At 46.7% G+C, this 18,676-nt stretch carries 16 protein-coding genes; 15 read left to right on the top strand and 1 reads right to left on the bottom strand.

The features are described from left to right. Nucleotides 1-158 precede the first annotated feature (158 nt). The 12 genes from arcC (at nucleotide 159) to mtaB (ending at nucleotide 15,978) form a co-directional block, all read left to right on the top strand. Entirely contained in the window at nucleotides 159-1,097 is a 939-nt protein-coding gene (gene arcC, locus DRW41_RS18445; RefSeq protein WP_115453501.1) for a carbamate kinase, read from the top strand. A 248-nt stretch (nucleotides 1,098-1,345) separates the two neighbouring features. Further along, entirely contained in the window at nucleotides 1,346-3,988 is a 2,643-nt protein-coding gene (locus DRW41_RS18440) for an ATP-binding protein (protein ID WP_115453500.1), read from the top strand. A gap of 1 nt (nucleotide 3,989) precedes the next feature. Beyond that, on the top strand, nucleotides 3,990-4,706 hold the full coding sequence (locus DRW41_RS18435; protein ID WP_115453499.1) for a response regulator transcription factor: 717 nt from the start codon (nucleotides 3,990-3,992) through the stop codon (nucleotides 4,704-4,706). A 269-nt stretch (nucleotides 4,707-4,975) separates the two neighbouring features. Further along, nucleotides 4,976-6,235 carry an MFS transporter gene (locus tag DRW41_RS18430; RefSeq protein WP_115453498.1) on the top strand — a complete coding sequence of 420 codons (1,260 nt, stop codon included), beginning with the start codon at nucleotides 4,976-4,978 and terminating at the stop codon, nucleotides 6,233-6,235. 119 nt (nucleotides 6,236-6,354) lie between these two features. Next, nucleotides 6,355-7,524, top strand: a complete 1,170-nt coding sequence (gene hemW, locus DRW41_RS18425) for a radical SAM family heme chaperone HemW (protein ID WP_281272333.1) — start codon at nucleotides 6,355-6,357, stop codon at nucleotides 7,522-7,524. 103 nt (nucleotides 7,525-7,627) lie between these two features. Then, nucleotides 7,628-8,659 (top strand): heat-inducible transcriptional repressor HrcA, encoded by a 1,032-nt coding sequence (gene hrcA / locus DRW41_RS18420; RefSeq protein WP_115453496.1) that lies wholly within the window; start codon nucleotides 7,628-7,630, stop codon nucleotides 8,657-8,659. A gap of 93 nt (nucleotides 8,660-8,752) precedes the next feature. Continuing rightward, nucleotides 8,753-9,310 (top strand): nucleotide exchange factor GrpE, encoded by a 558-nt coding sequence (gene grpE, locus DRW41_RS18415; protein WP_281272332.1) that lies wholly within the window; start codon nucleotides 8,753-8,755, stop codon nucleotides 9,308-9,310. Nucleotides 9,311-9,348: 38 nt separating this feature from the next. Further along, nucleotides 9,349-11,187: a molecular chaperone DnaK gene (gene dnaK, locus DRW41_RS18410; protein WP_115453494.1), complete on the top strand. Its 1,839-nt coding sequence runs from the start codon at nucleotides 9,349-9,351 to the stop codon at nucleotides 11,185-11,187. Between the two features lie 361 nt (nucleotides 11,188-11,548). After that, nucleotides 11,549-12,685 (top strand): molecular chaperone DnaJ, encoded by a 1,137-nt coding sequence (gene dnaJ / locus DRW41_RS18405; RefSeq protein WP_115453493.1) that lies wholly within the window; start codon nucleotides 11,549-11,551, stop codon nucleotides 12,683-12,685. A 16-nt stretch (nucleotides 12,686-12,701) separates the two neighbouring features. After that, a complete protein-coding gene (prmA, locus tag DRW41_RS18400) occupies nucleotides 12,702-13,643 on the top strand; it encodes a 50S ribosomal protein L11 methyltransferase (RefSeq protein ID WP_115453492.1) in 942 nt (313 codons plus the stop codon). A gap of 226 nt (nucleotides 13,644-13,869) precedes the next feature. Next, a complete protein-coding gene (locus DRW41_RS18395; RefSeq protein WP_115453491.1) occupies nucleotides 13,870-14,616 on the top strand; it encodes a 16S rRNA (uracil(1498)-N(3))-methyltransferase in 747 nt (248 codons plus the stop codon). A gap of 6 nt (nucleotides 14,617-14,622) precedes the next feature. Then, nucleotides 14,623-15,978: a tRNA (N(6)-L-threonylcarbamoyladenosine(37)-C(2))-methylthiotransferase MtaB gene (mtaB, locus tag DRW41_RS18390; RefSeq protein ID WP_115453490.1), complete on the top strand. Its 1,356-nt coding sequence runs from the start codon at nucleotides 14,623-14,625 to the stop codon at nucleotides 15,976-15,978. A gap of 105 nt (nucleotides 15,979-16,083) precedes the next feature. Here the strand turns inward: mtaB and DRW41_RS18385 are convergent, their stop codons facing one another. Then, complete coding sequence (locus tag DRW41_RS18385; protein WP_115453489.1) at nucleotides 16,084-17,004, bottom strand: Na/Pi symporter; 921 nt, start codon at nucleotides 17,002-17,004, stop codon at nucleotides 16,084-16,086. 236 nt (nucleotides 17,005-17,240) lie between these two features. Between DRW41_RS18385 and rpsU the strand changes: the two genes are divergently transcribed. The 3 genes from rpsU (at nucleotide 17,241) to DRW41_RS18370 (ending at nucleotide 18,665) form a co-directional block, all read left to right on the top strand. Then, a complete protein-coding gene (rpsU, locus tag DRW41_RS18380) occupies nucleotides 17,241-17,414 on the top strand; it encodes a 30S ribosomal protein S21 (RefSeq protein WP_019154564.1) in 174 nt (57 codons plus the stop codon). Nucleotides 17,415-17,428: 14 nt separating this feature from the next. Next, on the top strand, nucleotides 17,429-17,872 hold the full coding sequence (locus DRW41_RS18375) for a GatB/YqeY domain-containing protein (protein WP_115453488.1): 444 nt from the start codon (nucleotides 17,429-17,431) through the stop codon (nucleotides 17,870-17,872). A 154-nt stretch (nucleotides 17,873-18,026) separates the two neighbouring features. Beyond that, nucleotides 18,027-18,665 carry an NfeD family protein gene (locus tag DRW41_RS18370; protein ID WP_115453487.1) on the top strand — a complete coding sequence of 213 codons (639 nt, stop codon included), beginning with the start codon at nucleotides 18,027-18,029 and terminating at the stop codon, nucleotides 18,663-18,665. The last annotated feature ends 11 nt before the right edge of the window (nucleotides 18,666-18,676 follow it).

Raw genomic sequence — 18,676 nt, 5'->3', positions numbered from 1 at the left:
TTTCCTTTATTGAAAGATAAGAATGTATAAAATTTGTCTAGCTCTAGCGCCTAGTGTGCTTTGGTCACCTCGCTACGATAAGTCAACATTGGGGCCTCCACTCCATACGCCGCTGAACGGGCGCTTGCGCTTTTCTTAATAAACGGAGGAATTTATCCATGTCACAAAAGGTAGTCGTCGCATTGGGCGGGAACGCCATCCTGCAGCCAAAACAGGAAGCAACCTATGAAAATCAGCTTCAGAATGTCCAAAAAAGCAGCGAAATCATCGCACGCATCGTTAAAAATGGCCATACTGTCATCGTAACCCACGGAAACGGGCCTCAGGTTGGCAACATTCTCCGCCAAAATGAGGAAGCGAAGGATGTCGTTCCTCCATTCCCGCTTGATGTGTGCAGCGCTGAATCACAGGGTTTTATCGGCTATATGATGGAGCAGACATTAAAAAACGAGCTCCGCAAACTTGGACTCGACAACCCAGTTGTCAGCCTGTTGACGGAAACAGAAGTTTCAAAGGATGATCCGGCATTCGAGGATCCTTCTAAGCCAATTGGCGTTTTCTTCTCGGAAGAAGAAGCGAAGGAACTTGCCGAGGAAAAGAACTGGGTTGTCAAGGAAGACGCCGGCCGTGGTTGGAGGCGTGTTGTCGCTTCCCCAATGCCAAAGTCGATTCTCGGCTCAGATATTATTAAAAAATTGACCGATGACCGCGTAATCGTTATCGCGGCTGGCGGCGGAGGGATACCGGTCGTCAAAAACGAAGACGGCACACTTACCGGGATTGAAGCGGTCATCGACAAAGACCGCAGCGGTTTCAGGCTTGCGGAGGAAGTTAAATCAGATGTATTCATGATTTTGACGGATGTACAGAATGTCTATGTAAATTATGGAAAGCCTGACCAGAAAGCGTTGACTCATGTTACTCTAGAGGAAGCGAAAAGATATGTTGAAGATGGCCAATTTTCTGCGGGAAGCATGGGGCCGAAAATGGAGGCTGCCATTAAATTCGCGGAGCAGGGCGGCCGCGCCATCATTTGCTCACTGGATCAGGCTGACCTGGCCATGGAAGGTAAAGCAGGCACGCATATTACAAAATAAGCACATTTTCAAAAGAACATGGTATCTGTCCGGGGTTAGTTATACACTAAAGCTTGGGCGGATGCCTTTTTATTAATAAAAGAATGAAAAAATTTGTATGGCTCCTGCACTACAGTAAGTTCGGAAAGTTGTCCTCAGCTCGCCGCAAAGCCGCTTGGAAGCAGCTTAAAGCAGTTGTTTCATGCCAGTCCTGTCAAGCGTAAACGGGTGTGTCCACTTTTTTTAATTATCAAAGGGGAGGGCGGAAGATGAAGGAAGCCCGCTCATTTAAAAAAGAACTGATATATTCCTTTTTAACTATCGCTTTTTTCTCGATTGCGTTTCTTGGAGTTTTCCAGATCTATCAATTATCTTCGCTGGTGAATGAAAATCAAAAGAGCCAGTCGAAAACAACGAAATTTCTCGCCGATTATATTAGCAATTATGTATCGGAACATAAAAAAGTCATCCAGACCGAAGCACTGAATGCGGGGCGGCTTTTTAAAGAAGGCGACATGCAGGCAATTCAATCACAACTGAAGGATATAAAGACGAATTATCCCGGTTTCGTCAATATGTATGTCGGCGACACAAGGGGCCAATCCCTCGTTTTTTATCCGGAAGTATATACCGATGGTGCCAAAAGGGGAAATCTCAATTTCAGCGATCGGTCGTATTATAAGGAATTGTTAAAAACAAAGAAAACGGTTGTTTCCCCCGTTTTCCATGGCCGGGGAGGAACCGACATGCTTCTGGTCACAATTGTGTCCCCGCTCCTGGATGAAAAGGAGGAAATGATTGGCTATGTACTCGGCGCGCTCGACTTGAATGCTTTGGGCGAGCACATCCAAAGGCGGAACTTTGGAGAAGAAGGGTATACGGTAGTCATTGACCAGGAAAAGAATGTTATCGTCCATCCCCGTTTCGATCCTAGGAGGGAGCTTGTCAATCTTTCGAAATCCGAGATTGCGGGATACATCGATTCCAATAAAGCAGATCGGGGAAGCCGTTTTTTCAACCTGAAGGACCCAAGCGAGAATATTTATATTACCTATGAAAAAGTTTCGCCTCTTAATTGGACCGTCTGGGTTGCCAAACCTACCGATGTAATTACAAAAACATATAAGAATGCCATTATGACCATCCTGGTGTTCCTTCTTCTTACAGCTTTCGTCATGGTTGGCGTATCCCTCGTCCTAACGAATAGGCTTGAAAAATCAATCCATAGGCTGCTGGATTACATTAAGGATTATACAAAGGGGGTTAAGGAAAAGGATTCGAAGCCCCAGAAGATCCAGGGACCAAAAGAAATGAAAGAGCTTTTCTATTATTTTAATAATATGATTGACGAAGTTGAAAAAAATAAAAGAGGTTTGATGAAGCTGAACAGGGAGCTTGAGGCGAGGGTTCAGGAACGGACAGGCATTCTCGAAAAGAAGAATTCCGAGCTAAAAGCGGTCAATAAACTAATCACTTCGGTTTCGACCGATAAGGATCTTGCCCATTTCATTCAATATTGCCTTCAGGAAATTGAACAATTCATGGACTACTCGATCCATGTTTGTTTTAACGATCTTGCAGTAACCAACAGGAGGATCTTCACAAACCAAAATTTAATGCACTATTTAAACAGCCATATGGTTGGTGAGCAGCAGTACATGGAACCAATCCAAATCGAAAAAAATAATCGCGGTTTCCTGGTGGTAGACCTTTCCGGAAGGCAGTCCATCACTGTAAGCGACCAGGAATTCCTCCGTACATTTGCCGGCTCGCTGGCCGTCATGCTCCAGAACAAGTTCCTGTTTGAAGAGACAAGGAACAAGCATGCCGTACTTAAGGCTGTTCTTGAGAGTATGTCCGAAGGCCTGATGCTTTTGAATAACCAAAAAGAAGTTGAATATGTGAATGAATTCTTCCTGAATGTGGTCTCGCTTGAAGACAGCGGCAAACAAGGGGATGAAGTTGGAGTGGGCGAAAAAGTTCTCGCCAATTTCGACGATGTTTTTAACCGGCTTTTGCTGCTGTTCGATGTGGATAAGGAAGATTTGACAGCTTTTTTCGCGGATGACATAGGGGAACTGAAGCTTGAGTATAAGCAGTCATCCAAAAAATCCAAATATTATTTACTCCACAACTTTTCTGTCATGCTCGATGAAGAGGAAATTGGCGAAGGGCTCGTGCTTCGGGACATTACGAAAGAAGAAGAAATCGACCTGTTGAAAAACAATCTGATTTCGCTGACCTCCCACGAATTCAAGACGCCAATCACGACCATTAAAGGCGGCGTTGAAACATTGCTTCGTTCCGAAGTGGAGTGGGATCCAGAATTCAAGCAGGAAATTTTGGAAGGAGTCCACGAGGATATTGAACGGATTGAACATCTTGTGAATGATTGGCTCGATATTTCAAAAATAGATTCCGGTACAATGTATGTGGAGCGGAATACAATCCGCGCCGACCACATCATTGAGCTATCCATGGAACTCATTCCGGAGCAGCTGACGGAAGATGCCATCCTTACGTTCGATAACCGGCTTAGGGAAGGCTTTACATTTTTCGCGGATAAAATGCGCGTCCAGCAAGTGCTTATCAATTTAATAACCAATGCGCTTCGGTACAATGATTCAAGCCCAAAGACAATCGTCATTACCCTCGACCGGGAAGAAGGCTATACCACGATTTCGGTGGCTGATAATGGAATTGGCATATCGGATGACCAGCTGGAGAAGATTTTCAACCGTTTTTATCAGGTTGATGTAACGGCGACAAGGAGGACTGGCGGAACGGGACTTGGCCTTGCGATTTGCACAGGCATCATGGAAGCCCATGAAGGAAAAATAAAGGTCCAAAGCAATCCTGGGAACGGCAGTGTCTTTACGTTATATTTTCCTGAAAAGGAAGGAGAAGAATAAGGTGAAAAACCAAAAGATTTGCATTGTTGACGATGAATTGAAAATTCTCAGATTCGTATCCGCGAATCTGAAATCGATAGGGTATGAAGTTTCGACAGTTACCTCGGGTGATGAATTATTCGAGAAGTTCGACCTCATTTCGCCCGATTTGATCCTGCTCGACATTATGATGCCCGGGCAGGATGGCTTCTTTGTTTTGGAGAAACTGCGAAAGTTCTCGGATGTTCCGGTCATCATGCTGACAGCAAGGAGCAACCCGAAGGATAAGGTCCAGGGGCTGAATGTCGGGGCGGATGACTACCTAACAAAACCGTTTTCGCTTGATGAGCTTTTCGCCAGGGTTAATGCCGTTTTGCGGAGAAGCCAGTCGGCAGCCAATTCAGAAACGAAGAAGACCCAGACATCCGTGGTCCGGACCGGGGAACTGACCATCGATATGGGCAGCAGCCGTTGCTGGATTAGGGACAAGGAGTTCAAGCTAACCCATACCGAATATTCCGTCATGGAAATCCTTTCCCTGAACCTTGATAAGGTTGTTCCCCATGAGACATTGCTGTCCGAAGTTTGGGGGCCGCAATACCGAGATGATATCGATTACCTGCGCGTTGGCATCGCGAGGATCAGGAAAAAGCTTAAGGACGCCCTCGGCACAAAAGAAGATTATATCGCAACCTACCCAGGCCTGGGATATATGCTTAGGAGCATTCCACAGGAGTAAAGGTTGGCAACCCGTACCGCATTAGCGCAGTACGGGTTTTTTTACGCCTTTGGAATAAATGTTTTCATTTTACTCCTTGATCGATCTGGCCTCATTTTTTGTTTTTTGCAAAAGAACGAAACTTTTTAACAGATTTTAATCTTTTTGCAATGCCATGGCTTCCAAATTTTATTCGTCTGCAATGCACTATGCCGTATATTGAAAGTGGAATGACGCAATAGTATTTTTTTAATGGCAATTCACCATAAGAAAGTCAGGAGGAAGGAAAAATGGAAAAAAGTGCAAATCGAAATGTGGCCCCGGAAGCCTCCCAAAAGGGTATTCCTTATTGGATTAAAATCGTAACGGTTTTCTTCTTGGGCTGGATTGCGATCTATGCGACACGCGCAATTTTGAACCCGATTATGGGAAATATCGAGCAAGAATTCAATTTAACCGCGGCCCAGCTAGGATTAATTAGCAGTATCTTCTTCATCGGCTATGCGGGAATGAACGTACCTTCCGGGATTCTCGGAGATAAGATCGGCAAGAAAAAAGTATTGGTCCCAGGCTTTATCCTTTTCGGTATCCTTGCAGCTGTTACAGGCTCAATGACAACATTCGGAACATTCATGTTTGCCTGGCTGCTAGTCGGGATTTTCCAAGGTTTCTATTACGGCCCTCAGTATGGCCTTTCATCCGAAGCCATTCCGGCAAAGCATATCACTGTGGGCAGCGCGATTATTAACAGCGGTATGGCTTTTGGTTTGTCATTAGGTTATTTCATTTCCAGCTATACGGTTGATACTCTTGGAATGAGCTGGAGAGCTCCATTCTATGTTATTGCGATCCCAGTCGTGCTAATTGGCCTTGCCATGTGGTGGGTCATTAAAGACAAACCAAAAACAGCAGAGCAGAAAGCAAGTGAAAATGGCGGCAAAAAGTTAAAGGCTAAAGATCTCTTCAGCAGAAACCTTATCTTCGCTTACATTACAATTTTCTGTGCAATCTATGCTTTCTTCGTTGTTGTTACTTGGATTCCTTATTATCTGCAGCATGCCCGCGGAATTGAAGGAACAGAAGTAGCAGTTGTATCATCTTTAGTTCCATGGGCAGCAATCCCGGGTTCCATCCTGTTCAGCTGGATTGCTGACAGAATGGGTAAACGCCGTCCGGTCCTGTTGGTTATGATTCCACTTTCAATCATTGCAATCGTTTCGATCGTTGCCTTCGACAGCATGTATGTCCTTTATGCTGCGCTAATCGGCTACGGTATCTTTGGTAAAATTAGCACCAACCCAGTCCTTGTCGCCGTTGTTGCTGACAATGCCCCTAAGCATGCTTTGGGTACGGCGTTTGGGGTATATAACTTCATCGGTATGTGCGGTTCCATACTGGCTCCGTATATTACAGGCTGGCTTACAGACAAAACAGGAACACTGAACGCAGGATTCTATTTTGCGGGTATCCTTCTTGCAATCGCCCTTATTTCTGTTATGTTCATCAGGGAAGATAACAGGCCGAACGTTGAAGGTGCGGCTGCGAAATAAATCTCATTTGCAGATAAGCCTTATAAAAGACAGAAGAGAAGCGGGAAGCTTATGTTTCCTGCTTCTTATTTTTTTGTCCTCTTGTAGTATAATGGTTTAATATGTTTTTTTATTTTGGAGTGATAAACGTGAATCATTTGAGTTATACGGCGCCAACCGCCGCCTATATCCATATTCCATTTTGCCAGCATATTTGCCATTACTGCGATTTTAATAAATTTTTCCTGCAGGGCCAGCCTGTAAATGAATATCTGGAAGCCCTTGATGAGGAGGTTGGCCTGACGCTTGCACAATTTCCCGCGGGGGCGATGAAAAGCATATTCGTCGGAGGCGGCACGCCTACAGCCTTGAACGATTTGCAGCTGGAAAAGCTATGCAAAACCATTAACGCCCATTTGCCGAGAGCCAGGGAAATTGAGTATACGTTTGAAGGGAATCCCGGCGACCTTTCCTATGAAAAGCTAACCATTCTTAAAAATAATGGCGTAAACAGGCTTAGCCTTGGCGTCCAGTCCTTTAACGACGCGTTGCTCGAGAAAATAGGGCGGAGCCACAGGGCGAAGGATGTATACAAAACGGTGGAAGATGCCAAAAAGGCTGGTTTTGAAAATATTTCCATCGATTTAATCTATTCACTTCCAGGGCAAACGCTTGAAGATTTCAGGGAAACGTTATCCGAGGCGCTTTCCCTTGGACTTCCCCATTTTTCCGGGTATTCCCTCATCATTGAGCCGAAGACGGTTTTTTATAATTTGATGAGAAAAGGAAAGCTGCCGCTTCCTGGAGAGGATGTTGAAGCTGCGATGTATGAGCTGCTGATGGATGAAATGGCCTTGCATGGCTATCGGCAGTATGAGATTAGCAATTTTTCGAAAGAAGGCTATGAAAGCATACACAATCTGACGTACTGGAAAAATGAAGAGTATTATGGATTCGGAGCCGGGGCGCACAGCTACTTGGGGAAAGCGCGCCGTTCAAACATCGGGCCGCTGAATAGGTATATGGCTGCTCTTGATGAAGGGAGGCTTCCTGTTCTCGAAGAAAACAAGGTCACAGATGTGGAAGCGATGGAAGAGGAAATGTTCCTTGGCCTTAGAATGGCTGAAGGGGTCAAGAGAGAAGTATTCGAAAGAAAATACGGGAAAAGCCCCGATGCCATTTTCCGAGGACAAATCAACCATTTGTCGAAAAATGGCCTGATTGAAGATGACGGGATTTCCATCCGCCTGACACGCAAAGGAAGGATGTTGGGGAATGAGGTTTTCCAGTCGTTTTTAATGAAAGATTGACCATCTTTTTGATTCTTAATGATTGACACAAATGGGCCATTTTGATACTTTATTAGTAGAATTAGCACTCGGGTTAAATGAGTGCTAACAGGGGTGATGAACGTTGTTAACAGAACGCCAGTTGCTAATACTTCAGGTTATTATTGACGAATTCATCCGATCAGCGCAGCCTGTCGGCTCGAGAAGCTTGTCAAAAAAAGGGGAGATTTCTTTCAGCTCGGCCACAATCCGGAATGAAATGGCTGACCTTGAAGAGTTGGGCTTTATTGAAAAGACCCATACATCTTCGGGCCGGGTTCCATCGGAAAGGGGATATCGCTATTATGTGGACCATTTATTGTCTCCGCAGGCGATTACCGAGAAGGATCTCTCGATGATTAGATCGATTTTTGCCGAAAGAATCTTTGAAATGGAGAAAATCATACAAAGGTCGGCGATGATTCTTTCCGAAATGACAAGCTATACTTCGATCATGCTTGGCCCAGCCGTTGAGGAAAACAAGCTAAAAAAGATTCAGATTGTCCCTTTGAACAAAGAGACCGCCATCGCCATTATCGTCACCGATACCGGCCATGTCGAAAATAAAATGGTTCACTTGCCTCCATCCGTGGATGCCTCCGAACTTGAAAAAATGGTCAACATCCTTAATGAAAGGCTTTCCGGCGTTCCGCTTCCTGAAATCAGGGATAAACTTTACAAAGAGGTTGCGGTCCTTCTCCGCCAGCACATAAGCAACTATGACAGCATGCTCCTGATGATCACGGATACATTCGATATGCCGGTTAGCGAAAAGCTGTTTTTTGGCGGAAAGGCGAATATTCTCAGCCAGCCGGAATTCAACGATATTGCAAAAATCAGGACGCTCATGACCATGATCGAGCAGGAACAGCCCGTTTATGAGTTGATTAAGAAAAGCCCGGCCGGGATTACGATCAGGATTGGCCGTGAAAATGACAACACCGCCATGGAAAATTGCAGCCTGATTACGGCGACCTATGCCATGGGTGATGAAAAGCTTGGGAACATCGCCATCCTCGGACCGACAAGGATGGAGTATTCACGGGTTGTCAGCCTCCTGAAAATTATGAGCCGGGATTTATCGGCTGCGCTGACAAGGCTGTATCAAACAAAATAGCAGTGGAAATATTGAGTATGGGGCGGAAATGCCCACTGGATGGTCCGCCCCTTTTTCATGTGGTGGGCTGTCCCTTTGAGGGAGGTGAGTAATTTGACTGACGAAAAAAAGAATGCTGAAAGCCAGGTACCTGAAATGGAACCGGAAGAGGCCATCGCAGGAGAAGAAATTACGGCAGAAAGCGTAGAAACCGAAGTGGAAACAGATAGGGCAGCGGAGCTTGAACAGAAGCTGGCGGAAGCTGAAAATCGTTACTTTAGGCTTCAGGCCGATTTTGACAACTACCGGCGCCGTGTGAAGCTGGATTCCGAAGCAGCAGAAAAATACCGGGCTCAAAGCCTTATTTCAGATATCCTTCCTACATTGGACAATTTTGAACGTGCCTTGAACATGGAAGTCGAAGGCGAACATGCGAAATCCCTCATGCAGGGAATGGAAATGGTCTACAGGGGATTATTGGATGCCCTGAAAAAGGAAGGGCTCGAGCCGATCGAAGCTGTAGGCAAGCCTTTCGACCCGCATTTCCATCAGGCAGTCATGCAGGTGGAAGATGATTCCTTCAGCCCGAATTCAGTGGTTGAAGAATTTCAAAAGGGGTATTTGCTAAAGGATAGGGTAATCCGGCATTCCATGGTGAAGGTCAATCAATAATTGCCCATCTACATATATAGAACTGGAGGAAAAGGATTATGAGCAAAATTATCGGTATAGACCTTGGAACAACCAACTCCTGTGTTGCTGTACTCGAAGGGGGAGAACCAAAGGTAATCCCGAATCCTGAAGGGAACCGGACCACTCCTTCTGTCGTGGCTTTCAAAAACGGCGAGCGCCAAATCGGCGAGGTTGCCAAGCGCCAATCTGTTACAAACGCTAATACCATCATGTCGATCAAGAGGCATATGGGTACAAACCATACGGTTGAAATTGAAGGGAAAAAGTATACGCCGCAGGAAGTTTCCGCGATCCTGCTTCAATACTTGAAATCCTATGCAGAAGACTATCTGGGCGAAAAGGTTACGAAGGCTGTCATCACTGTTCCGGCATACTTCAATGACGCTGAGCGCCAGGCAACGAAAGATGCGGGCCGCATTGCTGGACTAGAAGTCGAAAGGATCATCAACGAGCCGACGGCCGCCGCCCTTGCATACGGGCTCGACAAAATGGAAGAAGACCAGACAATCCTTGTATACGACCTTGGAGGAGGTACGTTCGACGTATCCATCCTTGAGCTTGGGGACGGGGTATTTGAAGTAAAAGCCACCGCAGGGGATAACCGCCTCGGCGGCGATGACTTCGACCAGGCGATCATTGATTACCTTGTCGACCAGTTTAAAAAGGAAAACGGGATTGACTTGTCACAAGATAAAATGGCTGTTCAGCGCTTGAAGGATGCGGCTGAAAAAGCGAAGAAAGACCTTTCCGGTGTTACTTCAACGCAAATTTCCCTGCCATTTATCACTGCGGGAGCAGCAGGCCCGCTTCACCTTGATATTACATTAAGCAGGGCGAAATTTGATGAATTGACAGCTAATCTTGTCGAACGCACAATGGGGCCAACGCGCCAGGCTTTGAGCGATGCCGGGCTGTCGGCTTCTGAAATTGATAAGGTTATCCTGGTAGGTGGTTCAACAAGGATTCCTGCCGTACAAGAAGCGATTAAACGCGCGACAGGCAAGGAGCCTCACCGCGGCGTAAATCCGGATGAAGTCGTAGCCATGGGAGCTGCAATTCAGGGCGGCGTCATCTCTGGTGACGTGAAGGATATTGTCCTTCTGGACGTTACCCCGCTTTCCCTTGGTATCGAAACGATGGGCGGCGTATTCACGAAACTGATCGAACGCAATACGACAATCCCAACTTCCAAATCACAAATTTTCTCTACTGCAGCTGATAACCAGACCGCAGTCGATATTCATGTCCTTCAAGGTGAGCGCCCAATGGCTGCGCACAATAAAACGCTCGGACGTTTCCAGTTGGCCGATATTCCGCCAGCTCCACGTGGAATCCCTCAAATAGAAGTATCTTTTGATATCGATAAGAACGGGATTGTAAATGTCCGCGCGAAAGACCTTGGCACGAACAAGGAGCAGCAAATCACGATTAAGTCTTCAACCGGCCTGAGCGATGAGGAAATTCAGCGCATGGTTAAAGAAGCTGAAATGAATGCCGATGCTGACAAAAAAGCAAAAGAAGAGGCGGATTTGCGCAACGAGGCAGACCAGCTCGTCTTTACAACCGAAAAGACACTCAAGGACCTTGAAGGCAAAGTCGACGCTTCCGATGTGGCAAAGGCCAATGAAGCAAAAGATGCCCTAAAGGCAGCAATCGAGAAAAACGACCTTGATGAAATGCGTACGAAGAAAGACGCGCTGCAAGAAATCGTCCAAAACCTTTCCGTGAAGCTTTATGAAGAAGCCGCGAAGCAAGCCCAGGCCCAACAGGGACAAGATGCAGGGCCTGACAGCGCAGGCAGGAAAGACGACAATGTCGTTGACGCCGAATTCGAAGAAATCAAAGACGACAAATAGAAAAGCGAAGGCGGCCGTTTAGCGCCGTATTGACTGGAGGGCTCCGAACGAGATAAAGGAAACACGGTGAACGGAGTGAACCGATGTTGACTTATCGTAAGGAGGAGACCGAAGTACACAAGGCGCTGGCCGCCGTAGCTGGACAAAGAAAAGCGAAGGCGGCCGTTTAGCGCCTGTTACTAAACAATAGAAAAGCAAGGGTCTCGACATGAGGTTCCTCTTTACATGGAAAAGTCAAAGTCACATTATCCGGCTTTGACTTTTTCTGTGGAAAGCTTGGCCGATGCAATATCTTAATATTGTTTAACATCCATGCGAATGCTACAATTATTTTTATGTGAGATTTTTCGGGAGTGGTTAGATGAGCAAAAGGGATTACTATGAAGTACTTGGGGTCGGGAAGGGTGCCTCAAAGGATGAAATTAAAAAGGCATACCGTAAGCTTTCCAAGCAGCTTCATCCTGATGTAAACAAGGAACCTGATGCCGATGAGAAATTTAAGGAAGTAAAAGAGGCATATGAAACGCTCAGCGACGACCAACAGCGCGCCCACTATGACCAGTTTGGGCATACCGATCCGAACCAGGGATTTGGCGGTTTTGGAGGCGGAGCTGATTTTGGTGGAGGCTTTGGCGGTTTTGAAGATATATTCAATTCCTTTTTTGGCGGCGGAGCAGCAAGAAGGCGCGACCCAAATGCACCAAGGCAGGGCGCGGACCTTCAATATACAATGTCAGTGACATTTGAGGAAGCCGCTTTCGGAAAAGAGGCTGAAATTGAAATTCCGCGTGATGAAACATGCGGGACGTGCCATGGTTCTGGCGCGAAACCGGGGACGCATCCGGAAACATGCGGCCACTGCCATGGAACGGGCCAGCTCAATGTGGAACAAAATACGCCATTTGGCCGCATCGTTAACCGCAGGGTTTGTTCCTACTGCAATGGAACTGGAAAGGAAATCAAGCATAAGTGCACTACATGCGGGGGCGAAGGAAAAGTAAGAAAACGGAGAAAAATCAATGTCAAAATCCCGGCCGGGATTGATGATGGGCAGCAGCTAAGGATGTCTGGCCAGGGGGAAGCCGGTGTTAATGGAGGGCCTCCAGGGGATTTATATGTTGTTTTCCATGTTAAGCCGCATGAGTTTTTCGAGCGGGATGGCGATGATGTTTATTGTGAAATGCCATTGACGTTTGTTCAGGCTTCGCTTGGAGATGAAATTGAAGTCCCGACGCTGCACGGAAAAGTCAAGCTTAAAATCCCCGCAGGCACGCAAACCGGAACGAAATTCCGCCTGCGCGGCAAAGGGATTCCGAATGTCAGGGGCTACGGGACAGGCGACCAGCATGTGATTGTCAGGATTATCACACCGACAAAACTGACTGACAAACAAAAACAGTTGCTCCGCGAATTCGCGGAAATGAGCGGAAATGTGCCGCTGGGTGAGCATGAAGAAAGCTTTTTTTCAAAAGTAAAACGCGCCTTTAAAGGCGATTGAGAGTGGGGCAGGCAAGATGAAATGGTCTGAAATCAGCATCCATACGGCTAATGAAGCAGTCGAACCGATTTCCCATATACTCCACGAAGCTGGGGCAAGCGGGGTTGTCATTGAAGACCCATATGAGCTTATAAAAGAGCGGGAAGACCAGTTCGGGGAAATTTATCAGCTGGATCCAAAGGATTATCCTGAGGAAGGTGTTATCGTAAAGGCATATCTTCCTGTAAACAGTTTCCTTGGGGAGACGGTCGATGCCATTAAGGAATCAATCAATAATCTGATCATCCATGATATCGATATCGGGTTAAACAAAGTCACGATATCGGAAGTGAACGAGGAAGAATGGGCTACCGCCTGGAAAAAGTACTATAATCCCGTGAAAATTTCCGAGCGGTTCACGGTTGTTCCGACCTGGGAGGATTATACCCCTGTCAGTAGCGATGAATTGATTATTGAACTTGACCCGGGGATGGCTTTCGGTACGGGAACCCATCCAACGACTGTAATGTGCATCCAGGCGCTCGAACGAACTGTAAAAGCAGGGGATGAAGTGATCGATGTGGGCACTGGTTCGGGAGTGCTGAGCATAGCAGCCGCTTTACTTGGCGCTGCTAATATCAGGGCATACGACCTTGACGAAGTGGCTGTTAAATCCGCGAAGCTGAATATTAAGCTGAATAAGGTCCAGGAGAAGGTGTCGGTTGCCCAGAACAACCTTCTTGACGGTATAGAAGATCATTCAGCTGATGTCATTGTCGCCAATATTCTTGCCGAAGTCATTTTACGGTTTACTGAAGATGTGGCCCGTGTTGTAAAGCCGGGAGGCACTTTCATCGCTTCAGGAATCATTCAGGCTAAAAAAGATTTGGTCAAGGATGCTATCATAAACGAAGGTTTTTCAATAGTGGAAACAATTTTAATGGAAGACTGGGTTGCGATTATCGCCCAAAAGAAATAATTTTTAGCTTTAGGCGTCCGCTCACCAGGCGGATGCTTTTTTTATTACGGGAACTATTCGTCCAAAGATGCCCCATGGTAAGACGCAGAACGGAAAATTATTAGGACTGGATTACCAGATATCTGAATTTCACAACAATTAAAACTCCATAAATCACTCAAAATAAAGTGACTTTGCTAGAAACTTTTAGTAAAATAGAAATATTGCTTACAGAGGGGTGCTTCTCGTGCAGCGCTATTTTGTTGAAAAAATGGAACAGAACCGTTTCATTCTTGAAGGGGATGACCGTTTCCACATCGTGAAGGTTATGCGGATGGGGGAAGGGGATCAAATTATTTGTGTTGGCCCCGGCGGAAGGAGCGCTGTATGTAAAATTGCAGAAATTACCGGTGAAACGATAGCCGCGGACGTTGTAAAATGGAATGATGGAACAACTGAGCTTCCTATCCGCGTGGCGATCGCAAGCGGGCTTCCGAAAGGGGACAAGCTTGAATGGATTATCCAAAAGGGTACAGAAATGGGTGCGCACAAGTTCATACCATTTGCCGCCGCGCGCTCCGTCGTGAAGCTGGACGAAAAAAAATCGGGCAAGAAGGCTGAACGGTGGCAAAAAATCGCCAAGGAAGCCGCCGAACAATCACACCGCAACATTTTGCCTGAGGTTTTGGCCCCGGTGGATTTTCGCGCACTGCTCACGGAATCAGAAACGTATGATGCAAAGCTCGTCGCTTATGAAGAAGAGAGCAGGGCCGGGGAAGCATCCGTGTTCTCCGATACTCTTTCTAAAATGGCTCCGGGAGATTCCCTGCTGATGATTTTTGGGCCGGAGGGAGGGCTTTCCGAGGGGGAAGTTTATCTTCTGAAGGAACATGGTTTTAAGCTATGTGGTCTTGGACCGAGAATATTAAGGACGGAAACCGCTCCGCTCTATGCGCTGGCGGCGATATCCTATCATTTAGAATTAATGAGGTGAGTTTACATGCCTACAGTCGCGTTTCATACTCTTGGATGCAAGGTGAACCACTATGAAACTGAAGCAATTTGGCAATTGTTCAAACAGGAAGGCTACGAACGTGTTGAATTCGAGTCTTCTTCTGATGTATATATAATCAATACTTGCACGGTCACGAACACTGGCGATAAAAAAAGCCGCCAGGTTATCCGCAGGGCGATCAGGAAGAACCCGGATGCCGTCATCTGCGTCACAGGCTGCTACGCCCAGACATCACCTGCTGAAATCATGGCGATTCCGGGTGTGGATATCGTTGTCGGTACACAGGACCGCGTAAAGATGCTGGACTACATCGCCCAGTACAAGGAAGAGCGGCAGCCGATCAACGGCGTCCGCAATATCATGAAAAACCGGGTCTATGAGGAGCTGGATGTTCCCGCATTTACCGACAGGACGCGCGCATCGTTGAAAATCCAGGAGGGCTGCAACAACTTCTGCACCTTTTGCATTATTCCGTGGGCCCGAGGCCTTATGAGGTCACGGGATCCGAAGGAAGTCATCCGCCAAGCGCAGCAGCTCGTCGATGCCGGTTATAAGGAAATCGTCCTGACCGGCATCCATACCGGGGGCTACGGCGAAGACCTGAAGGATTATAATCTGGCTGCCCTGCTCAGGGATCTTGAAGCCGAGGTTAAAGGGTTGAAGCGCCTTCGCATATCTTCGATTGAAGCAAGCCAGATTACAGACGAAGTCATCCAGGTAATCAATGATTCGAAGCTTGTCGTCCGGCACCTGCATATCCCGCTTCAATCCGGTTCCGACACCGTTTTGAAACGGATGCGCAGGAAATATACGATGGAATTTTTCGGAGAGCGGCTTGACCGTTTGAAGGAAGCACTTCCAGGCCTTGCTGTTACATCCGATGTCATCGTCGGTTTCCCGGGTGAAACAGAAGAGGAGTTCATGGATACGTACAATTTTATCGAAAAGCATAAATTTTCCGAACTTCACGTATTCCCATACTCCAAGCGCACAGGTACGCCTGCCGCGCGTATGGAGGATCAGGTTGATGAAGAGGTGAAAAATGAGCGCGTCCATCGCCTGATTTCCCTATCCGACCAGCTTGCCAAGGAATATGCGTCACAATTTGAAGGGGAAGTGCTTGAAGTGATTCCTGAAGAGGAATTCAAGGAAGGCGGCAAATCCGGATTGTATGTTGGCTATACCGACAACTATCTGAAAGTTGTATTCCCTGCTTCCGAGGATTTTGTTGGAAAAATTGTGAAAGTCAAAATTGAGAAGGCCGGCTATCCATATAATGAAGGCCAATTTGTTCGTGTGATGGAAGACGATGAGGCTCCTATAAAGGAAGCGATCGTTTAATAATGTTAGGCTGCCCTTCAAGTGAGGGGCAGCCTTCCTGTGTTTAGAGGAGTTTCACCTCAAAAATTCCGGAATGCAATTTCCTGATCCGGTAGGGAGCGCTTTTTATTTTCCGTGGAGGTGCATAATCATCCTCCCGAACCTTTCCGCGAAAGGAAGCGCCAGCAATGAAGTGGATACATTAAAGATGACGCTGATATGGGCCAGCTGGACATCAGGCGATCCGGCGATTTCTGGCCCAAGGTTCCCAAGTACGGGAATGAGGGGGATAAAGAGCAGGACGCCAATGACGTTTAGCCATACGTGTGCAAATGCGGCAAGCTTCGCTTCCTCGCCGCCTCCAATAGCGGCGATTAGCGCTGTGATGCATGTACCAATATTGGCCCCAAGCATGACTGCGATTCCCGCCTCAAGCCCGAGAATTCCCGAGGTAAGGAACCCCATTGCAATCCCCGTCATCGCGGTACTGGATTGGATGATTGCCGTCATGCAGGCGCCTGCTGCTATCCCGACGAGGATATGCTCATTTAAAGACAATAGCAGCTTATGGACGGCGTCCACTGAGGCCAGGGGCAGTGATAGGGCTTCAAACCCTTTCATTGCGGTAAATACAGATGCAATGCCAAGGAGGACCATTCCAGTACTTCTTAAAACGACCTTCCTGGCTAGAATGAATATCCCTCCGGCCACCGCTACCGGAATGAGAATTTTTCCTAAGTCGAATGTAATTAATTCTGTTTTGAAAGTGGTCCCAATATTTGTCCCCAAAATAATCCCGATCGATTGAGGGAAGGTGAGGATTTTGGCGGAAATCAACCCTATCGCCAGAACCATGACGGTCGAGCTGCTTTGCAGGACAGCTGTTACAAGTGTGCCGGTGGCCATGCCCTTCAAAGGGGTGCTTGTTAATTTCTGGAGCAGCCCTTTGAGCCGATTCCCTGAAATATTAAACATTCCAATCCTGATTATGGTCATTCCAAAAATGAACAGCCCTATGCATAAACAAAATAAAACAATGTATTTCACGGCATCCACTCCCTTTACAAGTCTATGGCCTGTCCCGGGAGAGAATGATTCTTTTTTTCTCTTATGGATAAGAACTACCCTTATAAAATCGGGCCTATTTTAAAAAAGATGGACATTAACCCTATAACGTATGTAAATTCAGTTGACCTTCATAACAGGTTGTATTATAATGGCAAAGTACATGGTTTTCCATGTGTTTGATGTGAGTGTGTTGTGTTCGGAGGGAGGGAAAGAGAATGTCTAAAACCGTCGTTCGTAAAAACGAATCGCTTGAAGATGCTCTTCGACGCTTTAAACGTACTGTATCTAAGTCAGGTACTATCCAAGAAGCAAGAAAGCGCGAATTCTACGAAAAACCAAGTGTCAAGCGTAAGAAGAAGTCTGAAGCAGCCAGAAAACGTAAGTGGTAAGAGAGGGTGGACCTATGAGTCTTCTCGAGCGTTTAAATAATGACATGAAACAAGCGATGAAAACAAAAGACAAAGACAAGCTTACGGTCATCCGGATGATTAAAGCTTCCATGCAGAATGAAGCCATTAAGCATGGGAGGGAATTGTCGGAAGAAGAAGAGCTGACTGTCCTTTCTCGCGAAATGAAACAACGGAAAGACTCCCTTCATGAATTTGATAAAGCAGGTCGTCCTGACCTGGTTGAAAAATTGCGCCAGGAACTTTCGATTGTAGAAATTTACATGCCTCAGCAGCTTTCCGAAGAGGAACTGGAGGGGATTGTAAATGAAACAATCGCCGAAACAGGCGCAAGTTCCAAAGCGGATATGGGGAAAGTGATGGCTGCCATCATGCCGAAAGTCAAAGGCAAGGCGGACGGATCGCTTGTGAATAAACTTGTGCAACAACACCTTTCATAATTCAACTGACATCAATGGCCGCAGGCGCAAGCCTGCGGTTTTAATTTTATTCAAAAATTGATGGTAGCGTTTACGAAATTTGTTGACCCGTTATGAAACTTTCAGCCTGGTAATGCGTACATAATAGAGCAGGGATTTAGGGAGGAGGATAGCGATGACTGAATTTTTAACGGACCCTATTGTTGTTACTGTGCTGTTGTGCATTGCGGGGATGGCGATGGTCCTGGAACTGTTTTCACCAAGGATCGGCTTGCCAGGGCTTATCGGGCTTTCCGCGCTGCTGTTGTTTTTTTATGGCCACTTTATGGCCGGTCTGGCGGGTTTTGGGACACTAGCACTTTTTATCTTGGGCATCATCCTGATTTTTCTTGAATTTTTCCTTCCTGGCGCGGTAGCCGGGACGCTTGGGATTGCGGCGCTGGTGGGCAGTTTGTTCATGGCCGGCGAAAGCACATTCCAAATCGGGGTTTCTCTTCTAATCTCGATGGCGTTTTCAATTGTGTTATTCATTTTGCTTATTAAAGTATTCCATAAAAAAATGGCCCTGTTTAATTCGATGGTCCTGTTCGACAGCGCCCGCAAAGAAGACGGGTATGTTTCAAACGAAAACAGGACAGACCTGATCGGAAAGGAAGGGGTCGCGCAGACCGTGCTTCGGCCGGCCGGCACGGCAATTTTCGGCAGCGAACGCGTCGATGTGGTGACGGAAGGCTCCTTTATTGGGCAAAACGCGAGAGTTAAAGTAATTGAAGTTGAAGGACCCAGGGTCGTAGTTAGAGAGATAAAGAAATAAGGAGGCTGATG

Source organism: Neobacillus piezotolerans (genome assembly GCF_003362805.1).
In the GTDB taxonomy this organism is placed as follows: Bacteria; Bacillota; Bacilli; order Bacillales; family Cytobacillaceae; genus Bacillus_D; species Bacillus_D piezotolerans.
Note: the sequence above shows the minus strand (reverse complement) of the source record. Positions and strands in the feature narration are given on the sequence as shown.

Coding starts and splice junctions, on each gene's coding strand:
- DRW41_RS18430 (WP_115453498.1), top strand. CDS start 4,976: ATGGAAAAAAGTGCAAATCGAAATGTGGCCCCGGAAGCCTCCCAAAAG.
- dnaK (WP_115453494.1), top strand. CDS start 9,349: ATGAGCAAAATTATCGGTATAGACCTTGGAACAACCAACTCCTGTGTT.
- arcC (WP_115453501.1), top strand. CDS start 159: ATGTCACAAAAGGTAGTCGTCGCATTGGGCGGGAACGCCATCCTGCAG.
- rpsU (WP_019154564.1), top strand. CDS start 17,241: ATGTCTAAAACCGTCGTTCGTAAAAACGAATCGCTTGAAGATGCTCTT.
- DRW41_RS18440 (WP_115453500.1), top strand. CDS start 1,346: ATGAAGGAAGCCCGCTCATTTAAAAAAGAACTGATATATTCCTTTTTA.
- mtaB (WP_115453490.1), top strand. CDS start 14,623: ATGCCTACAGTCGCGTTTCATACTCTTGGATGCAAGGTGAACCACTAT.
- DRW41_RS18375 (WP_115453488.1), top strand. CDS start 17,429: ATGAGTCTTCTCGAGCGTTTAAATAATGACATGAAACAAGCGATGAAA.
- DRW41_RS18370 (WP_115453487.1), top strand. CDS start 18,027: ATGACTGAATTTTTAACGGACCCTATTGTTGTTACTGTGCTGTTGTGC.
- dnaJ (WP_115453493.1), top strand. CDS start 11,549: ATGAGCAAAAGGGATTACTATGAAGTACTTGGGGTCGGGAAGGGTGCC.
- prmA (WP_115453492.1), top strand. CDS start 12,702: ATGAAATGGTCTGAAATCAGCATCCATACGGCTAATGAAGCAGTCGAA.